Source organism: Phyllobacterium sp. MT110 (assembly GCF_058792715.1).
On sequence record NZ_JBXAFE010000001.1, the window covers coordinates 1,209,594 to 1,230,740 of the forward strand.

The following is a 21,147-nucleotide window of genomic DNA, read 5'->3' on the forward strand; positions in this document are numbered from 1 at the left end:
ACCTCGCTACGCTTGCCGTTACTGCCGGAAGGGGAAGTTGAAGGCGCGCAGGAGAGCGCGGGCTTCATCATCCGTCTTTGCAGTCGTGCAAACGATGATGTCCATGCCCCAGATCTGATCAACCTTATCGTAGTTGATCTCCGGGAACACGATGTGTTCCTTGATGCCCATGGCGAAGTTGCCACGACCGTCAAAGCTCTTCGGGTTCAGACCACGGAAATCTCGAACGCGCGGCAGCGCGATCGTGATCAAGCGATCCAGGAATTCATACATGCGCTCTTTACGAAGGGTAACCTTCGTGCCGATCGGCATATTCTCACGTACCTTGAAGGTAGCGATCGAATTACGCGCCCGGGTAATAACCGGCTTCTGACCAGCAATCAATGCCAGATCTTCAGCTGCGACAGTTGGCTTCTTGGAATCAGCCGTAGCTTCACCAACGCCCATGTTGAGAACAACTTTGGTGATGCGGGGAATCTGCATCTCGTTGTCATATTTGAACTGCTCGAGAAGGTCTTTACGTACCACTTCCAGGTACTGCTTCTTCAAGCGTGGTTCGATCTTTGCACTGGTATTAGCCATCGATCAGGTCTCCTGAGCGCTTTGCTACACGTACCTTCTTGCCGTCTTCAAGAACCTTGAAGCCAACGCGGGTCGGCTTGCCATCCTTGGGGTCGGCGATCGCGAGGTTCGACAGATGGAGCGGCGCTTCTTTCGAAATGATGCCGGCTTCCTGGGTCTGTGTCTGCTTCTGGTGACGCTTGACAACATTAACGCCGCGAACGAGCGCCTGCTCGTCCTTCGGCAAAACTTTGATTACTTCGCCGGTACGGCCCTTGTCCTTACCAGCAAGAACGACAACGCGGTCGCCTTTACGGATCTTCTGCATCGTCTGCTCCTTTAGAGTACTTCTGGAGCCAGCGAGATGATCTTCATATGGCTCTTTGCGCGGAGTTCGCGCGGAACCGGTCCGAAGATACGCGTGCCGATAGGCTCTTTCTTGTTGTCGATCAGGACGGCGGCGTTCTTGTCGAAACGAATAACGCTCCCATCCGCGCGACGGATATCCTTGGCGGTACGAACAACCACCGCCTTCATCACGTCACCTTTTTTAACACGGCCGCGCGGAATTGCTTCCTTGATCGAAACGACAATAATGTCGCCGACCGAAGCATATTTCCGCTTCGAGCCGCCCAGCACCTTGATGCACATGACACGACGTGCGCCGGAATTATCCGCGACGTCGAGGTTTGTTTGCATCTGAATCATGACTAGCCGCCTTCTTCTTGTTCAACCGGACTGGGCTTTCCTTGCCCCTCGCGATTGTTGCGTACTTACATACAGATAATTAATATTAACTTGCTGGGGCGTCTGTAACGACAACCCAACGCTTGTCTTTCGAAATCGGCTTCGATTCCTGGATGGAAACGGCATCGCCGACTTTGAACTGGTTATTCTCGTCGTGCGCCTTGTACTTCTTGGACTGGCGCACAGTCTTCTGGAGGAGCGGGTGCGAATAGCGCCGCTCGACCTTGACCACGACGGTCTTGTCGTTTTTGTCGCTGACGACAACGCCCTGCAGAATGCGTTTAGGCATGGTTTTCTTCCTTAAGCCTTGCTCTCGACCGCTTTCTGGCGGGCGACTGTCTTGATGCGCGCGATATCACGGCGGATCTGCCGGACACGTGCGGTTTTTTCCAACTGGCCAGTCGCCTTCTGGAAGCGCAGGTTGAACTGCTCTTTCTTCAGCGTAGCCAACTCTTCATTCAACTGATCGAGGCTCAAGGCCCGGACTTCTGCGGATTTCATAGCATCCACCCCTTATTCTGCGATGCGCTGAATAAAGCGCGTCTTGACCGAAAGCTTGGCAGCACCAAGGCGAAGAGCCTCACGAGCCACATCTTCCGGAACGCCGTCGAGTTCAAACATGACGCGGCCTGGTGCTACACGAGATGCCCAGTAGTCCACGGAACCCTTACCTTTACCCATGCGGACTTCGGTAGGCTTCGATGTTACGGGCACATCCGGGAAAATCCGGATCCACACACGGCCGGCACGTTTCATGTGACGGGTAATTGCACGGCGAGCGGCTTCGATCTCACGCGCGGTAACGCGGTTCGGCTCGAGGGCCTTCAGGCCGAAAGCACCAAAATTAAGATCCGTGCCGCCTTTCGACGCGCCGTGGATACGGCCCTTGAACTGCTTGCGGAACTTTGTGCGCTTAGGCTGCAGCATTGTTCTCTACTCCAAAATTCTCTTTCCGGAAAGACGCTATTTTAAGCGTTTTCGCGGCGACGGTTCTGACCCTGATGACCATCACCTTCAACAGCGCGACGTTCGGAGGCCATTGGGTCATGCTCAAGGATCTCGCCCTTGAATACCCAGACCTTGACGCCGCAGATGCCGTAGGCGGTGTGTGCTTCAGCAGTTCCGTAGTCGATATCGGCACGAAGTGTATGCAAAGGCACGCGACCTTCGCGGTACCATTCCATACGCGCAATTTCCGCGCCGCCGAGACGACCCGAGCAATTGATACGAATGCCTTCTGCACCAAGACGCATGGCCGACTGAACGGCACGCTTCATGGCACGGCGGAATGCAACACGGCGTTCCAGCTGCTGAGCGATGGACTGCGCAACCAGGACTGCATCTGTTTCCGGCTTGCGGACTTCAACAATATTGAGCGCTGTTTCCGCGTTTGTCATTTCTGACAGCTTGCGGCGCAGCTTCTCGATATCGGCGCCCTTCTTGCCGATGATCAGACCCGGACGGGCAGCATGGATCGTCACGCGGCACTTCTTGTGCGGACGCTCGATCACCACCTTGGAAATGGCAGCCTGCTTCAGCTCGTCCATCAGATACTTGCGGATCTTCAGGTCTTCATGCAGCAGCTTGCCGTATTCACCTGTGTTCGCGTACCAACGCGAGTCCCAGGTCCGGTTGATGCCAAGGCGGAAGCCAACCGGATTAATCTTCTGGCCCATTATGCGGCCTCCCCTTTTTCCTCAGCTTCGCGGACAACGATCGTCAGATGCGAGAATGGCTTCTCGATCCGGCTTGCACGACCGCGACCACGAACATGGAAACGCTTCATCACGATTGACTTGCCAACGTAGGCTTCAGCAACAACCAGAGCATCAACATCCAGGTCATGGTTGTTCTCTGCGTTGGCGATAGCTGATTCGAGAGTCTTTTTCACCGTCCCTGCAATCCGCTTGCGCGAAAATTCCAGATCGGCAAGAGCGGCGTTAACCTTCTTGCCACGGATCAAAGCAGCCACCAGATTTAGCTTCTGAGGGCTGATACGGAGCGTACGGGCAACGGCTTTCGCCTCGTTGTCCTTAAGCTGGCGCGGAGCCTTAGCCTTGCCCATCTTTATTTCCTCTTCGCTTTCTTGTCCGCGCCGTGACCGTAATAGGTACGCGTCGGAGCGAATTCACCAAACTTGTGTCCGATCATCTCTTCGTTGACCGAAACCGGCACATGCTTGTTACCGTTGTACACACCGAAGGTCAGACCGACGAACTGTGGCAGGATCGTGGAGCGACGGCTCCAGATCTTGATAACTTCACTGCGACCGCCCTCACGTACCTTCTCAGCCTTCTTGAGAAGATAGCCATCGATGAACGGGCCTTTCCAAACTGAACGAGCCATTTCAGACTACCTCTCTTACTTCTTGCGCTGATGACGCGAACGAGCGATGAACTTGTCCGTCGACTTGTTGGAGCGCGTCTTCTTGCCCTTCGTGGGCTTGCCCCACGGAGAAACAGGATGACGACCACCTGACGTACGACCTTCACCACCACCGTGCGGGTGATCAACCGGGTTCATGGCAACACCGCGAACGTGCGGGCGCTTGCCAAGCCAACGGCTGCGGCCGGCCTTACCAAGGCTGATATTGCCATGGTCAGGATTGGATACTGCACCGACCGTGGCGAAGCACGAACCGTGGACGAGGCGCTGTTCACCCGAATTCAGGCGAAGAATTGCCATGCCCTGGTCGCGGCCGACGAGCTGCGCATAGGTACCGGCGGAACGGGCGATCTGACCGCCCTTGCCTGGCTTCATCTCCACATTGTGGATGATGGTGCCGACCGGGATCGACGACAATGGCATCGCATTGCCTGGCTTCACGTCCGTCTGTGCGCCAGCGATAACGCTGTCGCCGACAGCCAGACGCTGCGGAGCCAGGATGTAGCTCAGCTCACCGTCTTCGTAGCGGATGAGAGCAATGAATGCGGTCCGGTTCGGATCGTATTCAAGGCGTTCAACCTTGGCAGCCACGTCATGCTTGCGGCGCTTGAAATCTACAAAGCGGTATGTGCGCTTGTGACCACCACCCTGGTAGCGTGCAGTGACGCGACCGGAGTTGTTACGACCACCCTTTGAATGAAGACCTTCGGTCAGAGCCTTGACAGGCTTGCCCTTGTAGAGCTCCGAGCGGTCCACGATGACCAGCTGACGCTGGCTTGGTGTGGTTGGATTATAATGTTTGAGTGCCATTGTCTTTACTCCACGGCCCCTCAGAGACCAGTCGAAACATCGATCGACTGCCCTTCGGCAAGCGTCACGATAGCTTTCTTGACATCACTCTGGCGCCCGACGATGCCGCGGAACCGCTTCACCTTGCCTTTGCGCACAGCTGTATTGACTGCAGTTACCTTCACGCGAAACAGCGCTTCGACTGCGGCCTTGATTTCCGGCTTCGTTGCCTTGCGGGCCACGTTGAAGACGACCTGGTTATGTTCGGAAACCAGGGTCGACTTTTCGGTGATAACCGGGCTGACGATCACGTCGTAATGGCGAAGATCGGTCATTTGAAACGCTCCTCGAGAGCTTCCACTGCAGCCTTGGAAAGCACGAGCTTGCCGCGACGCAGGATGTCATAAACATTGATGCCCTGAATTGGCAGAACATCGATGTTCGGGATGTTCGAAGCAGCGCGACGGAAATTCGCATCAATCTCGGCACCGCCGATGAGAAGCGCATTTTCGAAGCCCAGCTTGGCGAACTGCGAAACAAGTACCTTTGTCTTGGCATCGGTAGCGGCCAGCTCATCAATGATGATGAGCTCGGAAGCCTTTACCTTGGCAGACAGGGCATGACGGAGCGCAAGAGCGCGCACCTTCTTCGGCAGGTCATGTTCGTGGCTGTGAACAACCGGACCATGCGCCTTACCACCGCCGCGGAACTGCGGAGCACGTGCCGAATGGTGACGGGCGCGGCCCGTACCCTTCTGCTTGTACATCTTGGCGCCGGTGCGTGCGATTTCCGAACGACCCTTTGCCTTGTGTGTTCCCTGCTGCTTGCGGGCGAGCTGGTAACGGACCATGCGCTGAAGGATGTCGTCGCGTGGCTCAAGGCCGAAAATCTCTTCCGAGAGCTTCACCTTGCCGGCGTCTTTGCCTTCAAGTGTTGTAATTGTGAGATCCATTATACGGCTCCCTCAGTCGTCTGAGCTACTTCTGCATCAGACACAGCTGCTGCGGCGTTTGCGGCCTGGCGAACACCAGCTGGCTTGGGGGCAGTTGCCGGCAGCGCTACCTTGACGGCATCGCGTACCAGGATCCATGCACCCTTGGAGCCAGGAACAGCACCACGAACGAGAATAAGACCACGATCCAGATCCGTCGAAACGACTTCGATGTTCTGGGTCGTCACGCGGGTCTGACCCATGTGACCGGCCATCTTCTTGCCCTTGAACACTTTACCCGGGTCCTGACGCTGACCGGTCGAACCGTGAGCGCGGTGTGTTACCGAGTTACCGTGTGTGGCGCGGTGACCACCGAAGTTGTGGCGCTTCATCGAACCGGCAAAACCTTTACCGATCGACGTACCCGTCACATCAACCTTCTGACCAGCAACGAAATGCTCGGCCGTGATCTCAACACCGACATCCAAGAGGTTGTCGGCAGAAACGCGGAACTCAGCCACTTTCGCCTTTGGCTCAACGGAGGCCTTCGCGAAATGACCGCGCAATGCCTGCGTTGTATTCTTTACTTTGGCCAGTCCAACACCGAGCTGAACAGCTGTGTAGCCATTCTTCTCGACTGTACGCTGAGCCACGACATGGCAATTCTCCATACGAAGAACTGTCACAGGTACATGCTCGCCTGCGTCATTGTAGACGCGAGTCATGCCCAGCTTCTGTGCAATTACACCTGAACGCATCGGTTCGTCCTTCCGTCCTCAAGCCTTACAGCTTGATCTCGACATCAACACCAGCGGAAAGATCGAGCTTCATCAGCGCGTCTACTGTCTGCGGGGTTGGGTCTACGATATCGAGAAGACGCTTATGAGTGCGCATCTCGAACTGTTCGCGGCTCTTCTTGTCGATGTGCGGCGAGCGGTTTACTGTGAACTTCTCGATCCGTGTAGGAAGCGGGATCGGTCCGCGCACATTGGCACCGGTACGCTTGGCAGTCGACACGATTTCCCGCGTCGAATCGTCAAGGATCCGATGATCAAACGCCTTGAGGCGAATGCGGATGTTTTGACCGTTCATTTCATCTTTTCCTTGTTTAGCGGAGACGCCTATAGCAGGCGCCTCTGCATAAAACCTTAATATTATTCAATGATCGAAGCGACGATGCCTGCACCGACGGTGCGGCCACCTTCACGGATAGCGAAGCGCAGCTTCTCTTCCATTGCGATCGGCACGATCAGCGTCACATCAACCGAGATGTTGTCGCCGGGCATGACCATTTCCGTGCCTTCCGGCAGCGTCACCACGCCCGTCACGTCGGTCGTGCGGAAGTAGAACTGCGGACGGTAGTTGGAGAAGAATGGCGTATGACGGCCACCTTCGTCCTTCGTCAGGATGTAGGCTTCTGCCTTGAACTTCGTGTGCGGCTTGACCGAACCTGGCTTGGCAAGGATCTGGCCGCGCTCGACGTCTTCACGGCCAACGCCGCGGATCAGCGCGCCGATGTTGTCGCCGGCCTGGCCCTGGTCGAGCAGCTTGCGGAACATTTCAACGCCGGTCACCGTCGTCTTCGTCGTCGGCTTGATGCCGATGATTTCAACTTCTTCACCAACCTTGACGATCCCGCGTTCAACGCGGCCCGTCACAACCGTACCACGACCCGAGATCGAGAAAACGTCTTCGATCGGCATCAGGAACGGCTGGTCAACCGGACGCTCCGGCGTCGGGATGTACTTGTCGACTTCCGCCATCAGCGCACGCACCGCGTCTTCGCCGATTTCCTTGTTGGAATCTTCCAGTGCGGCCAGCGCCGAACCCTTGACGATCGGCACATCGTCGCCCGGGAAGTCGTACTTCGACAGAAGCTCGCGCACTTCCAGTTCAACCAGTTCCAGAAGCTCGGCATCGTCAACCTGGTCGACCTTGTTCAGGAAAACCACGATCGCCGGAACGCCAACCTGACGGGCCAGCAGGATGTGCTCGCGCGTCTGCGGCATCGGGCCGTCGGCTGCCGATACAACCAGGATCGCGCCGTCCATCTGCGCCGCACCGGTGATCATGTTCTTCACATAGTCGGCGTGGCCGGGGCAATCGACGTGCGCGTAGTGGCGCGCTGCCGTCTCGTACTCGACGTGCGCCGTCGAAATGGTGATGCCGCGCGCCTTTTCTTCCGGTGCCGCGTCGATCTGGTCGTACGCCTTGAACTCTCCGAAATACTTCGTAATCGCTGCCGTCAACGATGTCTTGCCATGGTCAACGTGACCAATCGTGCCGATGTTGACGTGCGGCTTGTTACGTTCAAACTTGCTCTTAGCCATCTGAGCTCTCCGTTATATGTTCGCCTGCTCAGGCTTAACTCAACTGTCACGCGCAACCGTCAGGGTTACGCAAACTTCTTCTGAATTTCCTGTGCGACTGCTGTCGGAACAGGTTCGTAGTGATCAAACTGCATCGTGTACTGTGCACGACCCTGGCTCATCGAACGCAGCGTGTTCACATAACCAAACATGTTGGCCAGCGGCACGTTTGCATTGACGACCGTAGCAATGCCACGGGCTTCGGTACCCGAAATCTGACCACGACGTGAATTCAGATCGCCGATTACGTCACCGACATAATCTTCAGGCGTTACAACTTCGACCTTCATGATCGGCTCGAGCAGCTGGGCACCGGCTTCGCGGGCAGCTTCGCGGAATGCCGCACGGCCTGCGATTTCGAATGCCAGAACCGACGAGTCGACATCATGGTAGGCACCGTCGATCAGCGTGGCTTTCACGCCGAGCATCGGGAAGCCTGCGAGCGGACCCGCACCCATGACGCTTTCAATACCCTTCTGAACGCCCGGAATGTATTCCTTCGGTACAGAGCCGCCGACGATCTTCGATTCGAAGATGAAATCGTCGCCATCGTGGGGTTCGAAGATGATCTTGACGCGAGCGAACTGACCCGAACCACCCGACTGCTTCTTGTGGGTGTAGTCCTGTTCCTTCTTGCGTGTGATCGATTCGCGGTAGGCAACCTGCGGCTGACCAACATTCGCCTCGACCTTGAACTCGCGACGCATACGGTCAACGAGAATGTCGAGATGAAGTTCGCCCATGCCGGCGATGATTGTCTGACCCGACTCTTCATCCGACTTGACGCGGAATGAAGGATCTTCAGCAGCAAGACGGTTCAGCGCAATGCCCATCTTTTCCTGGTCGGCCTTGGTCTTCGGTTCGATCGCGATTTCGATAACCGGATCGGGGAATTCCATGCGTTCCAGGATAACCGGCTTCAGCGGATCGCAGAGCGTGTCACCTGTCGTTGTTTCTTTCAGGCCCGCCAGAGCAACGATGTCGCCGGCAAACGCTTCTTCAATGTCTTCACGCGAGTTGGAATGCATCTGCAGCATACGGCCGATACGTTCGCGCTTGTTCTTGACTGTGTTGTCGAGCGAAACGCCCTTGGTCAGCTTGCCGGAATAGATGCGGCAGAAAGTCAGCGAACCAACGAACGGATCGTTCATGATCTTGAATGCGAGCATCGACAGAGGCTCTTCATCCGAAGACTTGCGGGTTGTTTCGCCATCGGTCTTCGGGTCGATACCCTTGATCGAAGGAACGTCAACCGGCGAAGGCAGGTATTCAACAACACCATCAAGCAGAGGCTGTACGCCCTTGTTCTTGAAGGCCGAACCGCAGAATACCGGGTGGAACTCAACACGGCAGGTGCCGGTGCGGATCAGAGCGCGCAGAGCATCATTGTCAGGCATGTTGCCTTCCAGATACGCTTCCATCGCAGCTTCATCGACTTCAACGGCAGCTTCGATCAGCTTTTCGCGGTATTCTTCAGCCTTGGCTTGCAGATCAGCAGGGATCTCAACGACATCCCACTGCGCACCCAGCTGCTCATCGCGCCAGACCAGAGCCTTCATTTCGATCAGATCGACAACGCCCTTGAATTCTGTTTCTGCACCGATCGGCAGCTGCATGACAACAGCCTTGGCACCAAGACGGGTCTTGACCATTTCAACGCAGCGATCGAAATCGGCGCCGGTCTTGTCCATCTTGTTGACGAAGATCATGCGCGGAACATGATACTTCTCAGCCTGACGCCAAACGGTTTCCGTCTGCGGCTCTACGCCGGCATTGGCATCGAGCAGTGCAATCGCACCGTCGAGAACGCGCAGCGAGCGTTCGACTTCAATCGTGAAGTCGACGTGGCCTGGCGTGTCGATGATGTTGAAGCGACGCTTCTTGCCATCGCGGCCTGTCCAGTAGGTGGTGGTTGCAGCGGACGTGATCGTGATGCCACGTTCCTGCTCCTGCTCCATCCAATCCATGGTTGCAGCGCCATCATGGACTTCACCGATTTTGTGCGACTTGCCGGTGTAATAAAGAATACGCTCGGTCGTCGTCGTCTTGCCGGCGTCGATGTGCGCCATAATACCGAAATTACGGTAGTCTTCGATTTTATATTCGCGGGCCATGATATGGTGCCTTCAAGAATAGGGTTTCGACGATTACCAGCGGTAATGCGAGAATGCGCGGTTGGCTTCTGCCATGCGATGCGTGTCTTCACGCTTCTTCACAGCCGAGCCACGGTTGTTTGCCGCATCCAGGAGTTCGCCGGACAGGCGATCAATCATCGTGGTCTCATTGCGACCGCGAGCAGCATTGATCAGCCAACGGATGGCAAGAGCCTGACGACGCTCTGGACGAACATCGACCGGAACCTGGTATGTTGCACCACCAACACGGCGCGAGCGCACTTCGACGTGCGGCGCAACATTGTCGAGGGCCTGATGGAACAGGGCAACCGGCTCCTGCTTGCTCTTGGCTTCAACCGACTCAAGCGCACCGTAAACGATACGCTCAGCGATCGACTTCTTGCCATGATGCATGACTGCATTCATGAACTTCGTCAGAACGAGATCGCCGAACTTTGGATCCGGGTTGATCTCACGCTTTTCTGCACTATGGCGTCTGGACATACTTTTTGTCTCTTATCTGCATCGGGTTGACCTACCTGGTGGCCAAAGTCCCGGAAAATCTTACTTCGGACGCTTTGCACCGTACTTGGAACGGCGCTGCTTACGGTTCTTGACGCCCTGCGTATCGAGAACACCACGGATGATGTGGTAACGAACGCCCGGCAAATCCTTGACACGGCCGCCGCGGATCATCACGACAGAGTGTTCCTGAAGGTTGTGGCCCTCACCCGGAATGTATCCGATAACTTCGAAGCCATTCGTCAGACGCACCTTGGCAACCTTACGCAGAGCCGAGTTCGGCTTCTTCGGGGTCGTCGTATAGACGCGGGTGCACACGCCGCGCTTCTGCGGGTTTTCCTGCAAGGCAGGAACTTTATTGCGCTTTACCGGCGCAGTGCGCGGCTTGCGGATCAACTGGTTTACGGTAGGCATTCAACCTTCCCTCTTTGTAATGCGTATCAAAGCGCACGCGCTTCGGCACAAATCTCGTATCTTCGCCCGTCAGGGCCGTTTCAGCGCCATGCTCATGCACGAATTCGGGCAACTAAACCACCGCGAGGGTGGTTGCCCGAATAAAAGCAGAGGAAGCCTTAAGAGCTTCATGCGAGCGGCAAATTGCATTTCGATCGTAAAACGAACCCTGTTTGAGATGAACTCCAGAGCGTGTCGCTCCGAAACAGCCAATCTCACATCGGCTCAGATGTGCTGCTGATACTTTGTCCCCTGCTCCACGTCAAGCCTGAACACCAAATTTTATTAAGGTTTGGAGCGTTTTGGGGCGCTTTGCGGCCTGATGGTAAGATTGTTTCGCCGGACTGCCGTTAATTCAAGTTAAATTTCTCTTTCTTCACAGCGATTTTGAATGCCGCGGCAACAGGCAACACCGGCGAGTCGCAGAGCTGCTAGAATCATGACCTTCCGCACATTCTTGCACTAGCTGAAAGGCATAGACGTCAGCCGCAAGGGCCTATCCTTGGCAATTGTTTGAAGCCAGCGGTTCTGGTTGTTGTTGCCTGCCCCCGGATTCATGTGGATGAAGAAGTCCGGAGAGAACAATTTACAGAATGTGAGTTTGTTAAGCCCCATGTATTGGCTTTGTGAAAAGGCAAATATGCTCTTGCTTACGTCCAGCAGAGATTGCCTCAGTTCAACCAGAGACCCATCTTCACCGCTCATACCAGACAATGGAGCTACCTCCAGATCTAGGTCATAGTCGCTGCGGTTGGCTTTCTCAAAACGTTCCTTGAGTTCACCCCCGCCATACTCCGTGGAATCGAAGAAATTCATCTGTGGAAGTAGGACACTCGTCTGCCAAACCTCCGTGAGCGCCTTTGCAAGCGCGGCATGCCAAGAAAAGGCTGCTGAAGCGCCGCATGCAAATTGCACGAAGTCGGATTCGGACCGCGCCTTGTAGACCACAAACAAGACATGCGCGCCCTTGAGAAATGAAATGTTGTAGCAGCTCAGCATTCCCCGCATGCTCAACCGCAGCAACAATGTTTTGATCCTCCGATCTGCAACGTTGTCGGGCTCCAGCACGGACAGTGCCTGACATCGCCTCGAAGCCCACATCGCGGCCAGACTTTGCCGTTCGACAAATTCAAGGACAGCATTTTGGAACGCTGCCTCCTTGTTGACGTGAAGCGCGGATCCGGATGTGTCGCGGGTTGGAACAAATTGCTGATCCTTCGTAGGGTGAAGGGAAAACAATATCCGTGGTAGCCGCACTTTCTCGTCCGAGTTCAGATCAAGAACCTCAACAGTATCAAACCTGTGCCTGGCAACGAATTGGCTGGTTTGCTCGTCGCCACACGCCTCGGTTATCGCGGCGTTCAATGCATTCTTCGTTTCCAGCGAGACGTTCAATTCATCGATGGTCGCACAACCGTTTGACCTGATACTTCGGTAGGCAACAAAGCGCTCCATATACTCTCCGAAAGCCTTGAGATGTATATCTGGTCCGTAGCCAAATCCGTGTCCTTGTATACGGCTACTATCGTGCGCTCCAAAAACGCAAGGTTCCGATATGAGTGGCGGGCTCGATGCCTCAACGGCAAAGTGCGGTACCTCTGTGATCACCGGTCGAAATCTATGCTGGATTGTCATCTTGTTTCTTTTCGAACCCGAATGCCTGAACAATAGTCGGCAGCAGCAATCGGCCATCCAGATGACACATGTGTGCAATCTGGCGCTCGGGGAAGCCTGACAGGACGCGCGATGAAACGCCCGCTGATTGGGCGCAAGACAGCATGTTCTGGTACATCGATCCCACTTCAAGAAGTGAGAGCCTGTAACCGCGCGTACGATATTTGAAGATCGATTTTTTCAGGTTGACGCAGTAGAGAACATAGAAAGACGGATTTGGTACGTCGCTCAGGCTGGAAAAATCAGACGCTGAAACATGCGCGGTCAGTTGTTCGAATGCGTTTGACACGGGAAGAAAATGGAAGGCTGACAACCTCTGCCCTTCCTGAACCCGGGGGCCGGTAATCAAGATTGCCTCTACCGCATAGAGCGCTCCGCCGGAAGGATAGGGTCGCCGCTTCCGCTGATCGGCTGCCAGTGCCTGACTGAATATGCGGCCGATCAATGAAAACGCAATCTCAAGGCCTTCATCGCCATGGTGCAGAGACTCGAAACGTGTGACATCGCAAATGGGCTTTTCCTGCGGGATATCGATGGTCTGGGTAAGGTGCGAAAATCTCGCTTCGGCAAACTCGGCACGTTTCAAATGGCGGATTGTCACCGCGGAAGAACCAAACAGACTCTCAAATCCAGACCCGACGGGAGTCATGCAGGCCTGATGGAATTCCCTCACTTGGTATTCCACATCAGCATCAACGAACTGACTGGCGAAGCCGATTTGATTGAACGATGCGGTTTCGTCCGTTTTCATGATTGCTCCTCCCGGTTGGCTAGGTCGACGAGACGGCCCAGTCGCGCATGGACGAGCTGAAACTTGAGTGATTGGCGCGATGGCGTTGAATATGTCCGCTATCCAGATTCATCTCCGTGACTGTACCCAGATCGTCGGAGAAGACGGGAACCATTTCAGACGCGATCAATTGCCGGAAGCGGGTATAAAGCAAATGCAGGGCGGCGCTCTCTTCAAGCGACGACCTTGGCAAGGTTGGGATAGCAGTGGCGCTGACCGCGCTGGCATGAGCGAAGAAAACATCCGCCCAACTGGAGGGTTTGAATTTGGATGATCGATCGAGACCCGCAAGATTGTAGAGCGAACTGAAGTGGTCGGGCAGCGCCATCCGCACCGAATAAAACCCGTCAATCACAAAGTGCCTCATTACAAAGTAGGCGTGCAAAAGGAACAGATCCGGCTTTCGATGACAGAGATCGACAATGGCGCGCGCCAATCCATGATCATATTGCGCCTGGACACAGATGAGTATTGCTGACCCTGAGATGTCACCAAGGTTGTCGATGCTGATGACGTCGACAGCATCATTTCTCTCGATTTGCGCGGCAACCATTGCTGCAATGGCCCCGTCCGTTGAGTAGACCAGAACCCTCACATCATCACGATACCGCTTCAGTATGTTTATTCTTTCAAGAAAACTCCGGCCAGCCCTGGGGTCAATATTCTGATCTGCAAAGAGCTGATCAATGGCTGGTTGATTTGTCGAGACGCCCAATGCCTTGAGATGCGTCAGCACATCGATCATCGAGTGGTCATGCAGGCGTGTGACACCGGATGGCGTGCATATGAAAGGTATCCCGTCATCATCACCAACGATTTTGGCATAGGGCTGAATGTTAAATCGCATCCTCAACCTCCAGATTTGGAGTAGTCGGTGGCGCCTTGGATCAATGCAATGATGTTGTCAGCCAGAAAGAGGCTGTACCCGCAGCTTGGGTACCGCCCTTGGGCTTAGATGCTTCACCCCTTGCTAGAGGCCGAAGAACTGCTGCTTTTGCCGGATGCACCGCATCTGCTGCTGCTATCACATTTTGAGCTGCTATTCGATTTCGAGCTACTTGGGCTTACTCCACTCAGTCCACCGCTTGCCATGGTCGCGTTGTCATCATCATCGAACTCAACTTGATCGCCGAATTGTCCTGGGCTCAGAAAATGGATCAACATCCCATACCTCCTTGGAAATTTTGTAACAAACACACCATATCGAATTGTACCACGATGTATATTATACGTTAGTCGCATGGATAAACGATTGGAATTCAGCCAATATGGCTCGTATAATTACGATTGTAATAATATATTTCTTATATATTGGGGAAATTTCGTGAATGAATCCGCCGTGTTCAAATATTCTATTTTAATAATATTCAAAAACAGTAGGCAGCTCTTACTATTGCTGATCTTGATCGGAACAATCACTATAGTAAGCGCAGCGATGTCTGCTATTCCGATACTGTTCGCAAAGGGCATCGATCTCCTATCTGAGGGGCATGACATGGAAACCGGCATATCTCTTATTCTTGCGTTTTCCGTGAGCTTGCTTATCACCTCCATCATCTCGCAATTCGAATGGCTGACATTTGGTCCATTCAATCTCCGTTTGCAACGCCACCTGACACTGAACGTCTTCAACCATGCGTTGTCGCTTCCCTATCATGCGATGCGGGAACACACGTCTCATGAGCTAGGCCGTATCGTTGAAAAGGGGCTCGATGCCATCCGGGATATTACATCGAGCCTAGCCTTTTCCGTTGCACCGACGATCGTCGAGCTGATGATTGCGGGATTTGTCATCGCAGTCATGGTCGATCCATGGATTGCAGTCGTGTTGATCGCCGCCCTATGCGTCTATGGATACCTGGCAAACCTGTCGGCGATCCGCATACGGGCAGCGACTGAAGACGCCATGGAAAGCGGCACAGCCGCCTGGACATATGGGCTTGATGCCCTCGTTAACGCAGATCAAGTACAGCAAGCGAACTTACGCACGGCAATCATCGGACAGCTCAACAAAAAGCTGAAGACAAATGACCGGCACTGGAAAGTGACCTTTACCCAGCGTGTTTACTACGGCGTATTGCAGACGATCATATTCGGCGGCGTCGTGATTTGGGTTCTATGGCGCGGTGCGCTCGACATCTCAGTGGGCTCGCTTACGGTTGGCGAACTTGTGTTGATCAATACCTACATTATCCGGCTCTTGCAGCCCGTCGAGACATTGGCGCGTGTCTACCGGGAAATACACGCTTCTGCAGGAGAGGCGACTTTGTTGATGCGTCTTCTCGCGGAAAATCCGGTTCCTGCAGCGCAGAGTTCTGATTTACCGGTAGCCGACAGACCCTGGGCTTTGCAACTCACCAATCTGGGGATCACGATAGGCGCGACTCCCGTGATTGTCAGCCTGGACCTTTCAATCGCCGCAGCCGGCCGACTGTTCATCGTCGGTGCTTCCGGCACGGGAAAAAGCAGTCTTCTACGTGTTCTGGGGTGTCTGGTTCCCCCATCGACCGGACATTTCACCATTGAGAACGTCGATCTGACGCAGACCAACGCTGAAGCATTCCGCAATGGTATCGCGGTGGCTTACCAGGACAGTCTCTTGTTTGATATGACAATCAGAGAAAATATCACACTTGGTTCCGGCGCATCGAACGATGCAATTGAAGCCATCATGTCGGTATTGGGATTGCGTGAGATCCTGGACCGGCATGATGGCAGGAACGAGCCGACCGTGGGGGAACGCGGTAACAGACTATCGGGCGGCGAGAAACAACGCATATCCTTGGCTCGTGCACTCCTGAAACCTTCCAATCTCTTGCTGTTGGATGAGCCGACAACCGCACTGGATGAAGTAAATCGCTCGCGCGTGGTCCTGGCATTGAACAATCGTAAAAACAGGCAGACCGAGATTATAGTAACCCATGACATAAAGCTGATTGGACCAAATGACACCGTCCTCTATTTGATTGGACCGGGAAAAACTCTATGTGGGACCCATATCGATCTGCTTGGCCGCAAAGAATATTCTGATTTCATAAGTGGTACGATTTCAGTACAGAGAGAATGACGATTAAACTCTGGAATCAATTCTATGCCAACAGATAACCTCGAGCCAAAAACAGTCCACCTCATCGTTGCCGACGTCTGGAAGAAAGGCGAGGAAGAGCCGCTGCAGGTGCATGTTCTCCTGATGAACGACGATGCCGACGGGCTGGTTGAAACCGCCCTGCAGATTCTGGCCAATGAAGGCTATGAAGAGGCTGAACTCCTGGAGATCGGCACGCTGACAAGCGAGCCGGAGGAAGAACCCCACCTCTCCGCCTGGAAGACCGCCCTCACCGGCCAGGCCGCGCTGATCGAGTTTGACCAATGAACTAGAGGGGCTGGCATTACGCTCACCTGCCCATCAGCATTCACCTCACAGCTCAAACAAAAAGGCCGCCCCGAAAGGCGGCCTTTTCAATGTTGTCATGTGCAACCGGCTTATTCGGCCGGGGTGCCTGTCATGTCGGTCAGCATGGCGTCGACCTTGGCAGCACCGGCTCCGCTTTCCTTGCGGCGCTCGTCGATGATCAGCTCGTCGCGGGCACCGGCAATGCGGCGGATCTGCTTGACCGTTCCACCCGTACCAGCCGGGATCAGACGGCCAACGATGACGTTTTCCTTCAGGCCCTGCAGCGCATCCATCTTGCCGGCAACGGCAGCTTCCGTGAGGACGCGTGTCGTTTCCTGGAAGGACGCAGCCGAGATGAAGGACGGCGTCTGCAGCGAAGCCTTGGTGATACCCAGGAGAACCGGAGTACCATAGCCTGGCTTCTTGCCATCTTCCTCGAGACGTTCGTTGATCTCGTCCAGCTCGATCCGGTCGACATGGTCACCGGCGATGAAGCCAGTGTCACCGGATTCGGTGATTTCGACCTTCTGCAGCATCTGGCGAACAATCACTTCGATGTGCTTGTCGTTGATCAGAACGCCCTGCAGACGATAGACTTCCTGGATTTCATTGACGAGATACGAAGCGAGTGCTTCCACGCCCTTGATGGCCAGAATGTCATGCGGTGCCGGGTTACCGTCGAGGATGTAATCGCCCTTTTCGATCGCATCGCCATCCTGAAGATGGAAAGGCTTGCCCTTGGGGATCAGATACTCAACTGGCTCGAGCGTCTCGTCGTTCGGTTCGATGACGATGCGGCGCTTGTTCTTGTAGTCGCGGCCAAAACGAACCGTACCATCGATTTCGGCGATGATCGCGTGGTCCTTCGGACGGCGTGCTTCGAACAGTTCCGCAACGCGCGGCAGACCACCGGTGATGTCCTTGGTCTTGGCGCTTTCCATCGGGATACGGGCAAGAACGTCACCCGCCTTCACGTGCGAGCCGGGCTCAACCGACAGGATCGATTCAACCGACAGCTGGAAGCGTGCATCGCCGCCCTTTGCCAGTTTCAGAACCTTGCCGGCCTTGTCCTTGACAACGATGCAAGGCTTCAGGTCCGAACCGCGCGGTGTCGAACGCCAGTCGATGACCACGCGCTTGGTGATACCGGTGGACTCGTCCGTCGTTTCCGAAACGGAGAGACCGTCGACCATGTCTTCGAATTCGACATGACCTTCGACTTCCGTCATGACCGGGCGGGTATAAGGATCCCACTCGGCAACACGCTGGCCGCGCTTAACCGTATCGCCGTCATCGACATAGATGCGCGAACCGTAGGTGACGCGGTGTGTCGCCCGTTCCTTGCCTGTCGCATCAAGAATGACAACAGCCATGTTACGGCCCATGACAACCAGATGGCCGTCGGAGTTGCGAACCACATTGCGGTTACGGATCTGCACCGTGCCTTCATAGCTGGCTTCGAGGAACGACTGATCCACAACCTGCGCCGTACCACCAAGGTGGAACGTACGCATCGTCAGCTGCGTGCCTGGCTCACCGATCGACTGAGCGGCGATAACGCCGACAGCTTCACCCTGGTTCACTGGCGTACCACGGGCCAGATCGCGGCCGTAGCACTTGGCGCAGATGCCGCCACGGGTCTCACAGGTGAGAGCCGAACGGATGCGGATGGACTGAACGCCCGCCTTTTCGATGGCATCGATATCGAACTCGTCGATGATGTTGCCGCCGGTAACCAGAACGTCACCCGTCAACGGATGCAGGATGTCTTCGAGCGCCGTACGGCCGAGAACACGCTGGCCAATGGTCGCAACGACCTGACCGGCATCAACGATCGGCTGCATGGTGAGGCCCGTTGTCGTGCCGCAATCCACGGAGATGACGATGCAATCCTGCGCGACGTCGACGAGACGGCGTGTCAGGTAACCGGAGTTGGCCGTCTTCAAGGCGGTATCGGCAAGACCCTTACGGGCACCGTGGGTCGAGTTGAAGTACTCGTTCACGGTCAGGCCTTCCTTGAAGTTCGAAATGATCGGCGTTTCGATGATTTCGCCCGAAGGCTTGGCCATCAGTCCGCGCATGCCGCCCAGCTGGCGCATCTGGTTCGGCGAACCGCGGGCACCCGAGTGCGACATCATGTAGATCGAGTTCATCTGCTTCTGGCGGCCAGTGACAGGATCGAACTCGACAGCCTTAATGCGGGCCATCATTTCGTCAGCGACCTTCTCGGTGCACTTGCCCCAGGCGTCGACGACCTTGTTGTACTTCTCGCCCTGGGTGATCAGGCCGTCATTGTACTGCTGTTCGTATTCGGTCGCCAAAGCTTCGGTCTCGGCAACGAGCTTCGCCTTGGTTTCCGGAATGACCATGTCGTCCTTGCCGAAGGAAATACCGGCACGGCAGGCGTGGCTGAAGCCGAGCTGCATGATACGATCGCAGAAAATGACCGTCTCTTTCTGTCCGCAATGGCGATAGACCGTGTCGATCATCTTGGAGATGTTCTTCTTGGTCATTTCCTGGTTGCAGATGTCGAAAGGCACGTTGTGGTGCTTCGGCAGCAGCTCACCGATGATCATGCGGCCAGGCGTCGTGTCGAAAATCTTCGACGTCGGCTTGCCGTCCGCATCAATGCTCTTGAAGCGGCCCTTGATCTTGGTGTGCAGGGTGACAGCACCGCTGCCAATGGCGTGATGCAGTTCACCGATATCGGCAAAAGCCATGCCTTCGCCCGGCTCTTTCGCCGCAACGATCGACAGATAGTACAGGCCCAGAACCATGTCCTGTGACGGAACGATAACCGGCAGACCGTTTGCAGGGTGCAGGATGTTGTTCGTCGACATCATCAGAACGCGGGCTTCAAGCTGCGCTTCCAGGGAAAGCGGAACGTGAACAGCCATCTGGTCACCGTCGAAGTCCGCGTTGAAAGCGGTACAGACGAGCGGATGCAACTGGATAGCCTTGCCTTCGATCAGGATGGGTTCGAACGCCTGGATGCCAAGACGGTGCAGCGTCGGCGCACGGTTCAGGAGAACCGGGTGCTCGCGGATGACCTCGTCAAGGATGTCCCAGACTTCCGGCTTTTCCTTTTCAACCAGCTTCTTCGCCTGCTTGACGGTCGAGGAATAACCCTTGGCGTCGAGACGGGCATAGATGAACGGCTTGAACAGTTCGAGCGCCATCTTCTTCGGCAGACCGCACTGGTGCAGCTTCAGTTCCGGACCGGTCACGATGACCGAACGGCCGGAATAGTCGACGCGCTTGCCGAGCAGGTTCTGGCGGAAGCGGCCCTGCTTGCCCTTGAGCATGTCGGACAGCGACTTCAGCGGACGTTTGTTGGCACCGGTGATGACGCGGCCGCGACGGCCGTTGTCGAACAGTGCATCAACCGATTCCTGAAGCATGCGCTTCTCGTTGCGGATGATGATGCCAGGTGCGCGCAGTTCGATCAGGCGCTTCAGACGGTTGTTGCGGTTGATCACACGACGATAGAGGTCGTTGAGATCGGACGTCGCAAAGCGGCCACCATCCAGCGGAACAAGCGGGCGCAGGTCCGGCGGAATGACCGGAACGATCTTCATGATCATCCATTCCGGACGGTTACCCGATTCCAGGAAGTTTTCGACGATCTTCAGACGCTTCATCAGCTTCTTCTGCTTCAGATCCGAAGTCGTTGTCGCCAGCTCTTCACGCAGATCGCCGGCAATCTTCTCCAGATCCATGGAAGCCAGAAGCTCATGGATAGCTTCCGCGCCGATCAGTGCCGTGAAGGAATCTTCACCGAACTCATCGACAGCGATCATGTATTCTTCCTCTGAAAGCAGCTGATGCTCTTTCAGGGATGTCAGGCCGGGTTCGGTCACGATGTAGTTCTCGAAATAGAGAACGCGCTCGATGCCCTTGAGGGTCATATCGAGCAATGTGCCGATACGGCTTGGCAGAGACTTCAGGAACCAGATGTGCGCAACCGGGGCTGCGAGTTCGATATGGCCCATGCGCTCACGGCGAACGCGCGACAGCGTTACTTCCACGCCGCACTTTTCGCAGATGATGCCCTTGTATTTCATGCGCTTGTACTTGCCGCACAAGCATTCATAGTCCTTGATCGGCCCGAAGATCCGAGCACAGAAGAGACCATCCCGCTCAGGCTTGAATGTGCGGTAGTTGATCGTCTCCGGCTTCTTGATCTCACCGTATGACCAGGACAGAATCTTCTCAGGGCTGGCAATCGAAATCCGGATGGAATCGAATGCCTGTACAGGCACCTGAGGATTGAAAAGATTCATGACCTCTTGGTTCATGCCGTTTCTCCATGGGGCAAAAATTGCCCTCTGCTTGCGATGGAATAATCCGCCGTCGCGGGTCCATCTAGATCAAATGCCGCTTCTGCAGCGGCTCGAAACAAAATGGTCGGGTGCGCG

Annotated in this window: 25 protein-coding genes; 2 read left to right on the top strand and 23 right to left on the bottom strand. The window is 55.2% G+C overall.

Features of this window, described 5'->3' with window-relative positions; all coding sequences use genetic code 11:
* Positions 1 to 18: 18 nt before the first annotated feature.
* The 22 genes from rplE to AC1Q5O_RS06445 all read right to left on the bottom strand — a co-directional run bounded on the left by rplE (position 19) and on the right by AC1Q5O_RS06445 (position 14,577).
* Complete coding sequence (rplE, locus tag AC1Q5O_RS06340) at positions 19 to 582, bottom strand: 50S ribosomal protein L5 (RefSeq protein WP_223613267.1); 564 nt, start codon at positions 580 to 582, stop codon at positions 19 to 21.
* Complete coding sequence (rplX, locus tag AC1Q5O_RS06345) at positions 575 to 889, bottom strand: 50S ribosomal protein L24 (RefSeq protein WP_105732691.1); 315 nt, start codon at positions 887 to 889, stop codon at positions 575 to 577. Before rplX ends, rplE begins: the two co-directional genes overlap by 8 nt.
* A gap of 11 nt (positions 890 to 900) precedes the next feature.
* Positions 901 to 1,269 (bottom strand): 50S ribosomal protein L14, encoded by a 369-nt coding sequence (rplN, locus tag AC1Q5O_RS06350; protein ID WP_008124924.1) that lies wholly within the window; start codon positions 1,267 to 1,269, stop codon positions 901 to 903.
* An 85-nt stretch (positions 1,270 to 1,354) separates the two neighbouring features.
* Entirely contained in the window at positions 1,355 to 1,597 is a 243-nt protein-coding gene (rpsQ, locus tag AC1Q5O_RS06355; RefSeq protein WP_099999158.1) for a 30S ribosomal protein S17, read from the bottom strand.
* A gap of 11 nt (positions 1,598 to 1,608) precedes the next feature.
* Positions 1,609 to 1,809 carry a 50S ribosomal protein L29 gene (rpmC, locus tag AC1Q5O_RS06360; RefSeq protein WP_105732690.1) on the bottom strand — a complete coding sequence of 67 codons (201 nt, stop codon included), beginning with the start codon at positions 1,807 to 1,809 and terminating at the stop codon, positions 1,609 to 1,611.
* 12 nt (positions 1,810 to 1,821) lie between these two features.
* A complete protein-coding gene (gene rplP / locus AC1Q5O_RS06365; RefSeq protein ID WP_091877000.1) occupies positions 1,822 to 2,235 on the bottom strand; it encodes a 50S ribosomal protein L16 in 414 nt (137 codons plus the stop codon).
* Positions 2,236 to 2,276: 41 nt separating this feature from the next.
* The gene (gene rpsC, locus AC1Q5O_RS06370) at positions 2,277 to 2,984 is read right to left on the bottom strand and encodes a 30S ribosomal protein S3 (RefSeq protein ID WP_105732689.1); all 708 of its coding nucleotides are present in this window, start codon (positions 2,982 to 2,984) and stop codon (positions 2,277 to 2,279) included.
* Positions 2,984 to 3,373 (bottom strand): 50S ribosomal protein L22, encoded by a 390-nt coding sequence (rplV, locus tag AC1Q5O_RS06375; RefSeq protein WP_008124914.1) that lies wholly within the window; start codon positions 3,371 to 3,373, stop codon positions 2,984 to 2,986. The genes rpsC and rplV overlap by 1 nt, the downstream gene beginning before the upstream one ends.
* 2 nt (positions 3,374 to 3,375) lie before the next feature.
* Entirely contained in the window at positions 3,376 to 3,654 is a 279-nt protein-coding gene (rpsS, locus tag AC1Q5O_RS06380) for a 30S ribosomal protein S19 (protein WP_008124912.1), read from the bottom strand.
* Positions 3,655 to 3,669: 15 nt separating this feature from the next.
* Entirely contained in the window at positions 3,670 to 4,503 is an 834-nt protein-coding gene (rplB, locus tag AC1Q5O_RS06385; RefSeq protein ID WP_112526650.1) for a 50S ribosomal protein L2, read from the bottom strand.
* A 20-nt stretch (positions 4,504 to 4,523) separates the two neighbouring features.
* Positions 4,524 to 4,817 carry a 50S ribosomal protein L23 gene (locus AC1Q5O_RS06390; RefSeq protein ID WP_223613265.1) on the bottom strand — a complete coding sequence of 98 codons (294 nt, stop codon included), beginning with the start codon at positions 4,815 to 4,817 and terminating at the stop codon, positions 4,524 to 4,526.
* A complete protein-coding gene (gene rplD, locus AC1Q5O_RS06395; protein ID WP_223613264.1) occupies positions 4,814 to 5,434 on the bottom strand; it encodes a 50S ribosomal protein L4 in 621 nt (206 codons plus the stop codon). The genes AC1Q5O_RS06390 and rplD overlap by 4 nt, the downstream gene beginning before the upstream one ends.
* On the bottom strand, positions 5,434 to 6,171 hold the full coding sequence (gene rplC / locus AC1Q5O_RS06400) for a 50S ribosomal protein L3 (RefSeq protein ID WP_105732685.1): 738 nt from the start codon (positions 6,169 to 6,171) through the stop codon (positions 5,434 to 5,436). Before rplC ends, rplD begins: the two co-directional genes overlap by 1 nt.
* 25 nt (positions 6,172 to 6,196) lie before the next feature.
* Positions 6,197 to 6,505: a 30S ribosomal protein S10 gene (rpsJ, locus tag AC1Q5O_RS06405; RefSeq protein WP_008124902.1), complete on the bottom strand. Its 309-nt coding sequence runs from the start codon at positions 6,503 to 6,505 to the stop codon at positions 6,197 to 6,199.
* Between the two features lie 62 nt (positions 6,506 to 6,567).
* Positions 6,568 to 7,743, bottom strand: coding sequence for an elongation factor Tu (gene tuf, locus AC1Q5O_RS06410; RefSeq protein ID WP_105732669.1), 1,176 nt, complete (start codon positions 7,741 to 7,743; stop codon positions 6,568 to 6,570).
* 65 nt (positions 7,744 to 7,808) lie between these two features.
* On the bottom strand, positions 7,809 to 9,896 hold the full coding sequence (gene fusA / locus AC1Q5O_RS06415) for an elongation factor G (RefSeq protein ID WP_403174869.1): 2,088 nt from the start codon (positions 9,894 to 9,896) through the stop codon (positions 7,809 to 7,811).
* Between the two features lie 33 nt (positions 9,897 to 9,929).
* Positions 9,930 to 10,400, bottom strand: coding sequence for a 30S ribosomal protein S7 (gene rpsG, locus AC1Q5O_RS06420; RefSeq protein WP_105732683.1), 471 nt, complete (start codon positions 10,398 to 10,400; stop codon positions 9,930 to 9,932).
* Positions 10,401 to 10,460: 60 nt separating this feature from the next.
* Positions 10,461 to 10,832: a 30S ribosomal protein S12 gene (rpsL, locus tag AC1Q5O_RS06425; RefSeq protein ID WP_008121760.1), complete on the bottom strand. Its 372-nt coding sequence runs from the start codon at positions 10,830 to 10,832 to the stop codon at positions 10,461 to 10,463.
* Between the two features lie 501 nt (positions 10,833 to 11,333).
* Entirely contained in the window at positions 11,334 to 12,563 is a 1,230-nt protein-coding gene (locus AC1Q5O_RS06430; protein ID WP_492562152.1) for a YcaO-like family protein, read from the bottom strand.
* Positions 12,490 to 13,296, bottom strand: a complete 807-nt coding sequence (locus AC1Q5O_RS06435) for a nitroreductase family protein (protein WP_492562153.1) — start codon at positions 13,294 to 13,296, stop codon at positions 12,490 to 12,492. Before AC1Q5O_RS06435 ends, AC1Q5O_RS06430 begins: the two co-directional genes overlap by 74 nt.
* A 19-nt stretch (positions 13,297 to 13,315) precedes the next feature.
* Positions 13,316 to 14,182, bottom strand: a complete 867-nt coding sequence (locus tag AC1Q5O_RS06440) for an McbB family protein (protein WP_492562154.1) — start codon at positions 14,180 to 14,182, stop codon at positions 13,316 to 13,318.
* Positions 14,183 to 14,295: 113 nt separating this feature from the next.
* Positions 14,296 to 14,577 (bottom strand): phazolicin family TOMM bacteriocin, encoded by a 282-nt coding sequence (locus tag AC1Q5O_RS06445; RefSeq protein WP_492562155.1) that lies wholly within the window; start codon positions 14,575 to 14,577, stop codon positions 14,296 to 14,298.
* Positions 14,578 to 14,659: 82 nt separating this feature from the next.
* Between AC1Q5O_RS06445 and AC1Q5O_RS06450 the strand changes: the two genes are divergently transcribed.
* A complete protein-coding gene (locus AC1Q5O_RS06450; protein WP_492562156.1) occupies positions 14,660 to 16,402 on the top strand; it encodes an ATP-binding cassette domain-containing protein in 1,743 nt (580 codons plus the stop codon).
* A gap of 24 nt (positions 16,403 to 16,426) precedes the next feature.
* Positions 16,427 to 16,708 (top strand): hypothetical protein, encoded by a 282-nt coding sequence (locus AC1Q5O_RS06455; RefSeq protein ID WP_492562157.1) that lies wholly within the window; start codon positions 16,427 to 16,429, stop codon positions 16,706 to 16,708.
* Positions 16,709 to 16,818: 110 nt separating this feature from the next.
* On the opposite strand, the gene rpoC is transcribed toward AC1Q5O_RS06455, so the two are convergent.
* On the bottom strand, positions 16,819 to 21,027 hold the full coding sequence (rpoC, locus tag AC1Q5O_RS06460; protein ID WP_223613256.1) for a DNA-directed RNA polymerase subunit beta': 4,209 nt from the start codon (positions 21,025 to 21,027) through the stop codon (positions 16,819 to 16,821).
* Between the last annotated feature and the right edge of the window lie 120 nt (positions 21,028 to 21,147).

Coding starts and splice junctions, on each gene's coding strand:
- rpsJ (WP_008124902.1), bottom strand. CDS start 6,505: ATGAACGGTCAAAACATCCGCATTCGCCTCAAGGCGTTTGATCATCGG.
- rpsL (WP_008121760.1), bottom strand. CDS start 10,832: ATGCCTACCGTAAACCAGTTGATCCGCAAGCCGCGCACTGCGCCGGTA.
- rplV (WP_008124914.1), bottom strand. CDS start 3,373: ATGGGCAAGGCTAAGGCTCCGCGCCAGCTTAAGGACAACGAGGCGAAA.
- rplE (WP_223613267.1), bottom strand. CDS start 582: ATGGCTAATACCAGTGCAAAGATCGAACCACGCTTGAAGAAGCAGTAC.
- rplN (WP_008124924.1), bottom strand. CDS start 1,269: ATGATTCAGATGCAAACAAACCTCGACGTCGCGGATAATTCCGGCGCA.
- AC1Q5O_RS06445 (WP_492562155.1), bottom strand. CDS start 14,577: ATGCGACTAACGTATAATATACATCGTGGTACAATTCGATATGGTGTG.
- rplP (WP_091877000.1), bottom strand. CDS start 2,235: ATGCTGCAGCCTAAGCGCACAAAGTTCCGCAAGCAGTTCAAGGGCCGT.
- rplD (WP_223613264.1), bottom strand. CDS start 5,434: ATGGATCTCACAATTACAACACTTGAAGGCAAAGACGCCGGCAAGGTG.
- rpsS (WP_008124912.1), bottom strand. CDS start 3,654: ATGGCTCGTTCAGTTTGGAAAGGCCCGTTCATCGATGGCTATCTTCTC.
- rpsQ (WP_099999158.1), bottom strand. CDS start 1,597: ATGCCTAAACGCATTCTGCAGGGCGTTGTCGTCAGCGACAAAAACGAC.
- tuf (WP_105732669.1), bottom strand. CDS start 7,743: ATGGCTAAGAGCAAGTTTGAACGTAACAAGCCGCACGTCAACATCGGC.
- rpsG (WP_105732683.1), bottom strand. CDS start 10,400: ATGTCCAGACGCCATAGTGCAGAAAAGCGTGAGATCAACCCGGATCCA.
- AC1Q5O_RS06390 (WP_223613265.1), bottom strand. CDS start 4,817: ATGACCGATCTTCGCCATTACGACGTGATCGTCAGCCCGGTTATCACC.
- rplB (WP_112526650.1), bottom strand. CDS start 4,503: ATGGCACTCAAACATTATAATCCAACCACACCAAGCCAGCGTCAGCTG.
- rpmC (WP_105732690.1), bottom strand. CDS start 1,809: ATGAAATCCGCAGAAGTCCGGGCCTTGAGCCTCGATCAGTTGAATGAA.
- rpoC (WP_223613256.1), bottom strand. CDS start 21,027: ATGAACCAAGAGGTCATGAATCTTTTCAATCCTCAGGTGCCTGTACAG.
- AC1Q5O_RS06440 (WP_492562154.1), bottom strand. CDS start 14,182: ATGCGATTTAACATTCAGCCCTATGCCAAAATCGTTGGTGATGATGAC.
- rplX (WP_105732691.1), bottom strand. CDS start 889: ATGCAGAAGATCCGTAAAGGCGACCGCGTTGTCGTTCTTGCTGGTAAG.
- AC1Q5O_RS06455 (WP_492562157.1), top strand. CDS start 16,427: ATGCCAACAGATAACCTCGAGCCAAAAACAGTCCACCTCATCGTTGCC.
- AC1Q5O_RS06435 (WP_492562153.1), bottom strand. CDS start 13,296: ATGAAAACGGACGAAACCGCATCGTTCAATCAAATCGGCTTCGCCAGT.
- rpsC (WP_105732689.1), bottom strand. CDS start 2,984: ATGGGCCAGAAGATTAATCCGGTTGGCTTCCGCCTTGGCATCAACCGG.
- rplC (WP_105732685.1), bottom strand. CDS start 6,171: ATGCGTTCAGGTGTAATTGCACAGAAGCTGGGCATGACTCGCGTCTAC.
- fusA (WP_403174869.1), bottom strand. CDS start 9,896: ATGGCCCGCGAATATAAAATCGAAGACTACCGTAATTTCGGTATTATG.
- AC1Q5O_RS06430 (WP_492562152.1), bottom strand. CDS start 12,563: ATGGCCGATTGCTGCTGCCGACTATTGTTCAGGCATTCGGGTTCGAAA.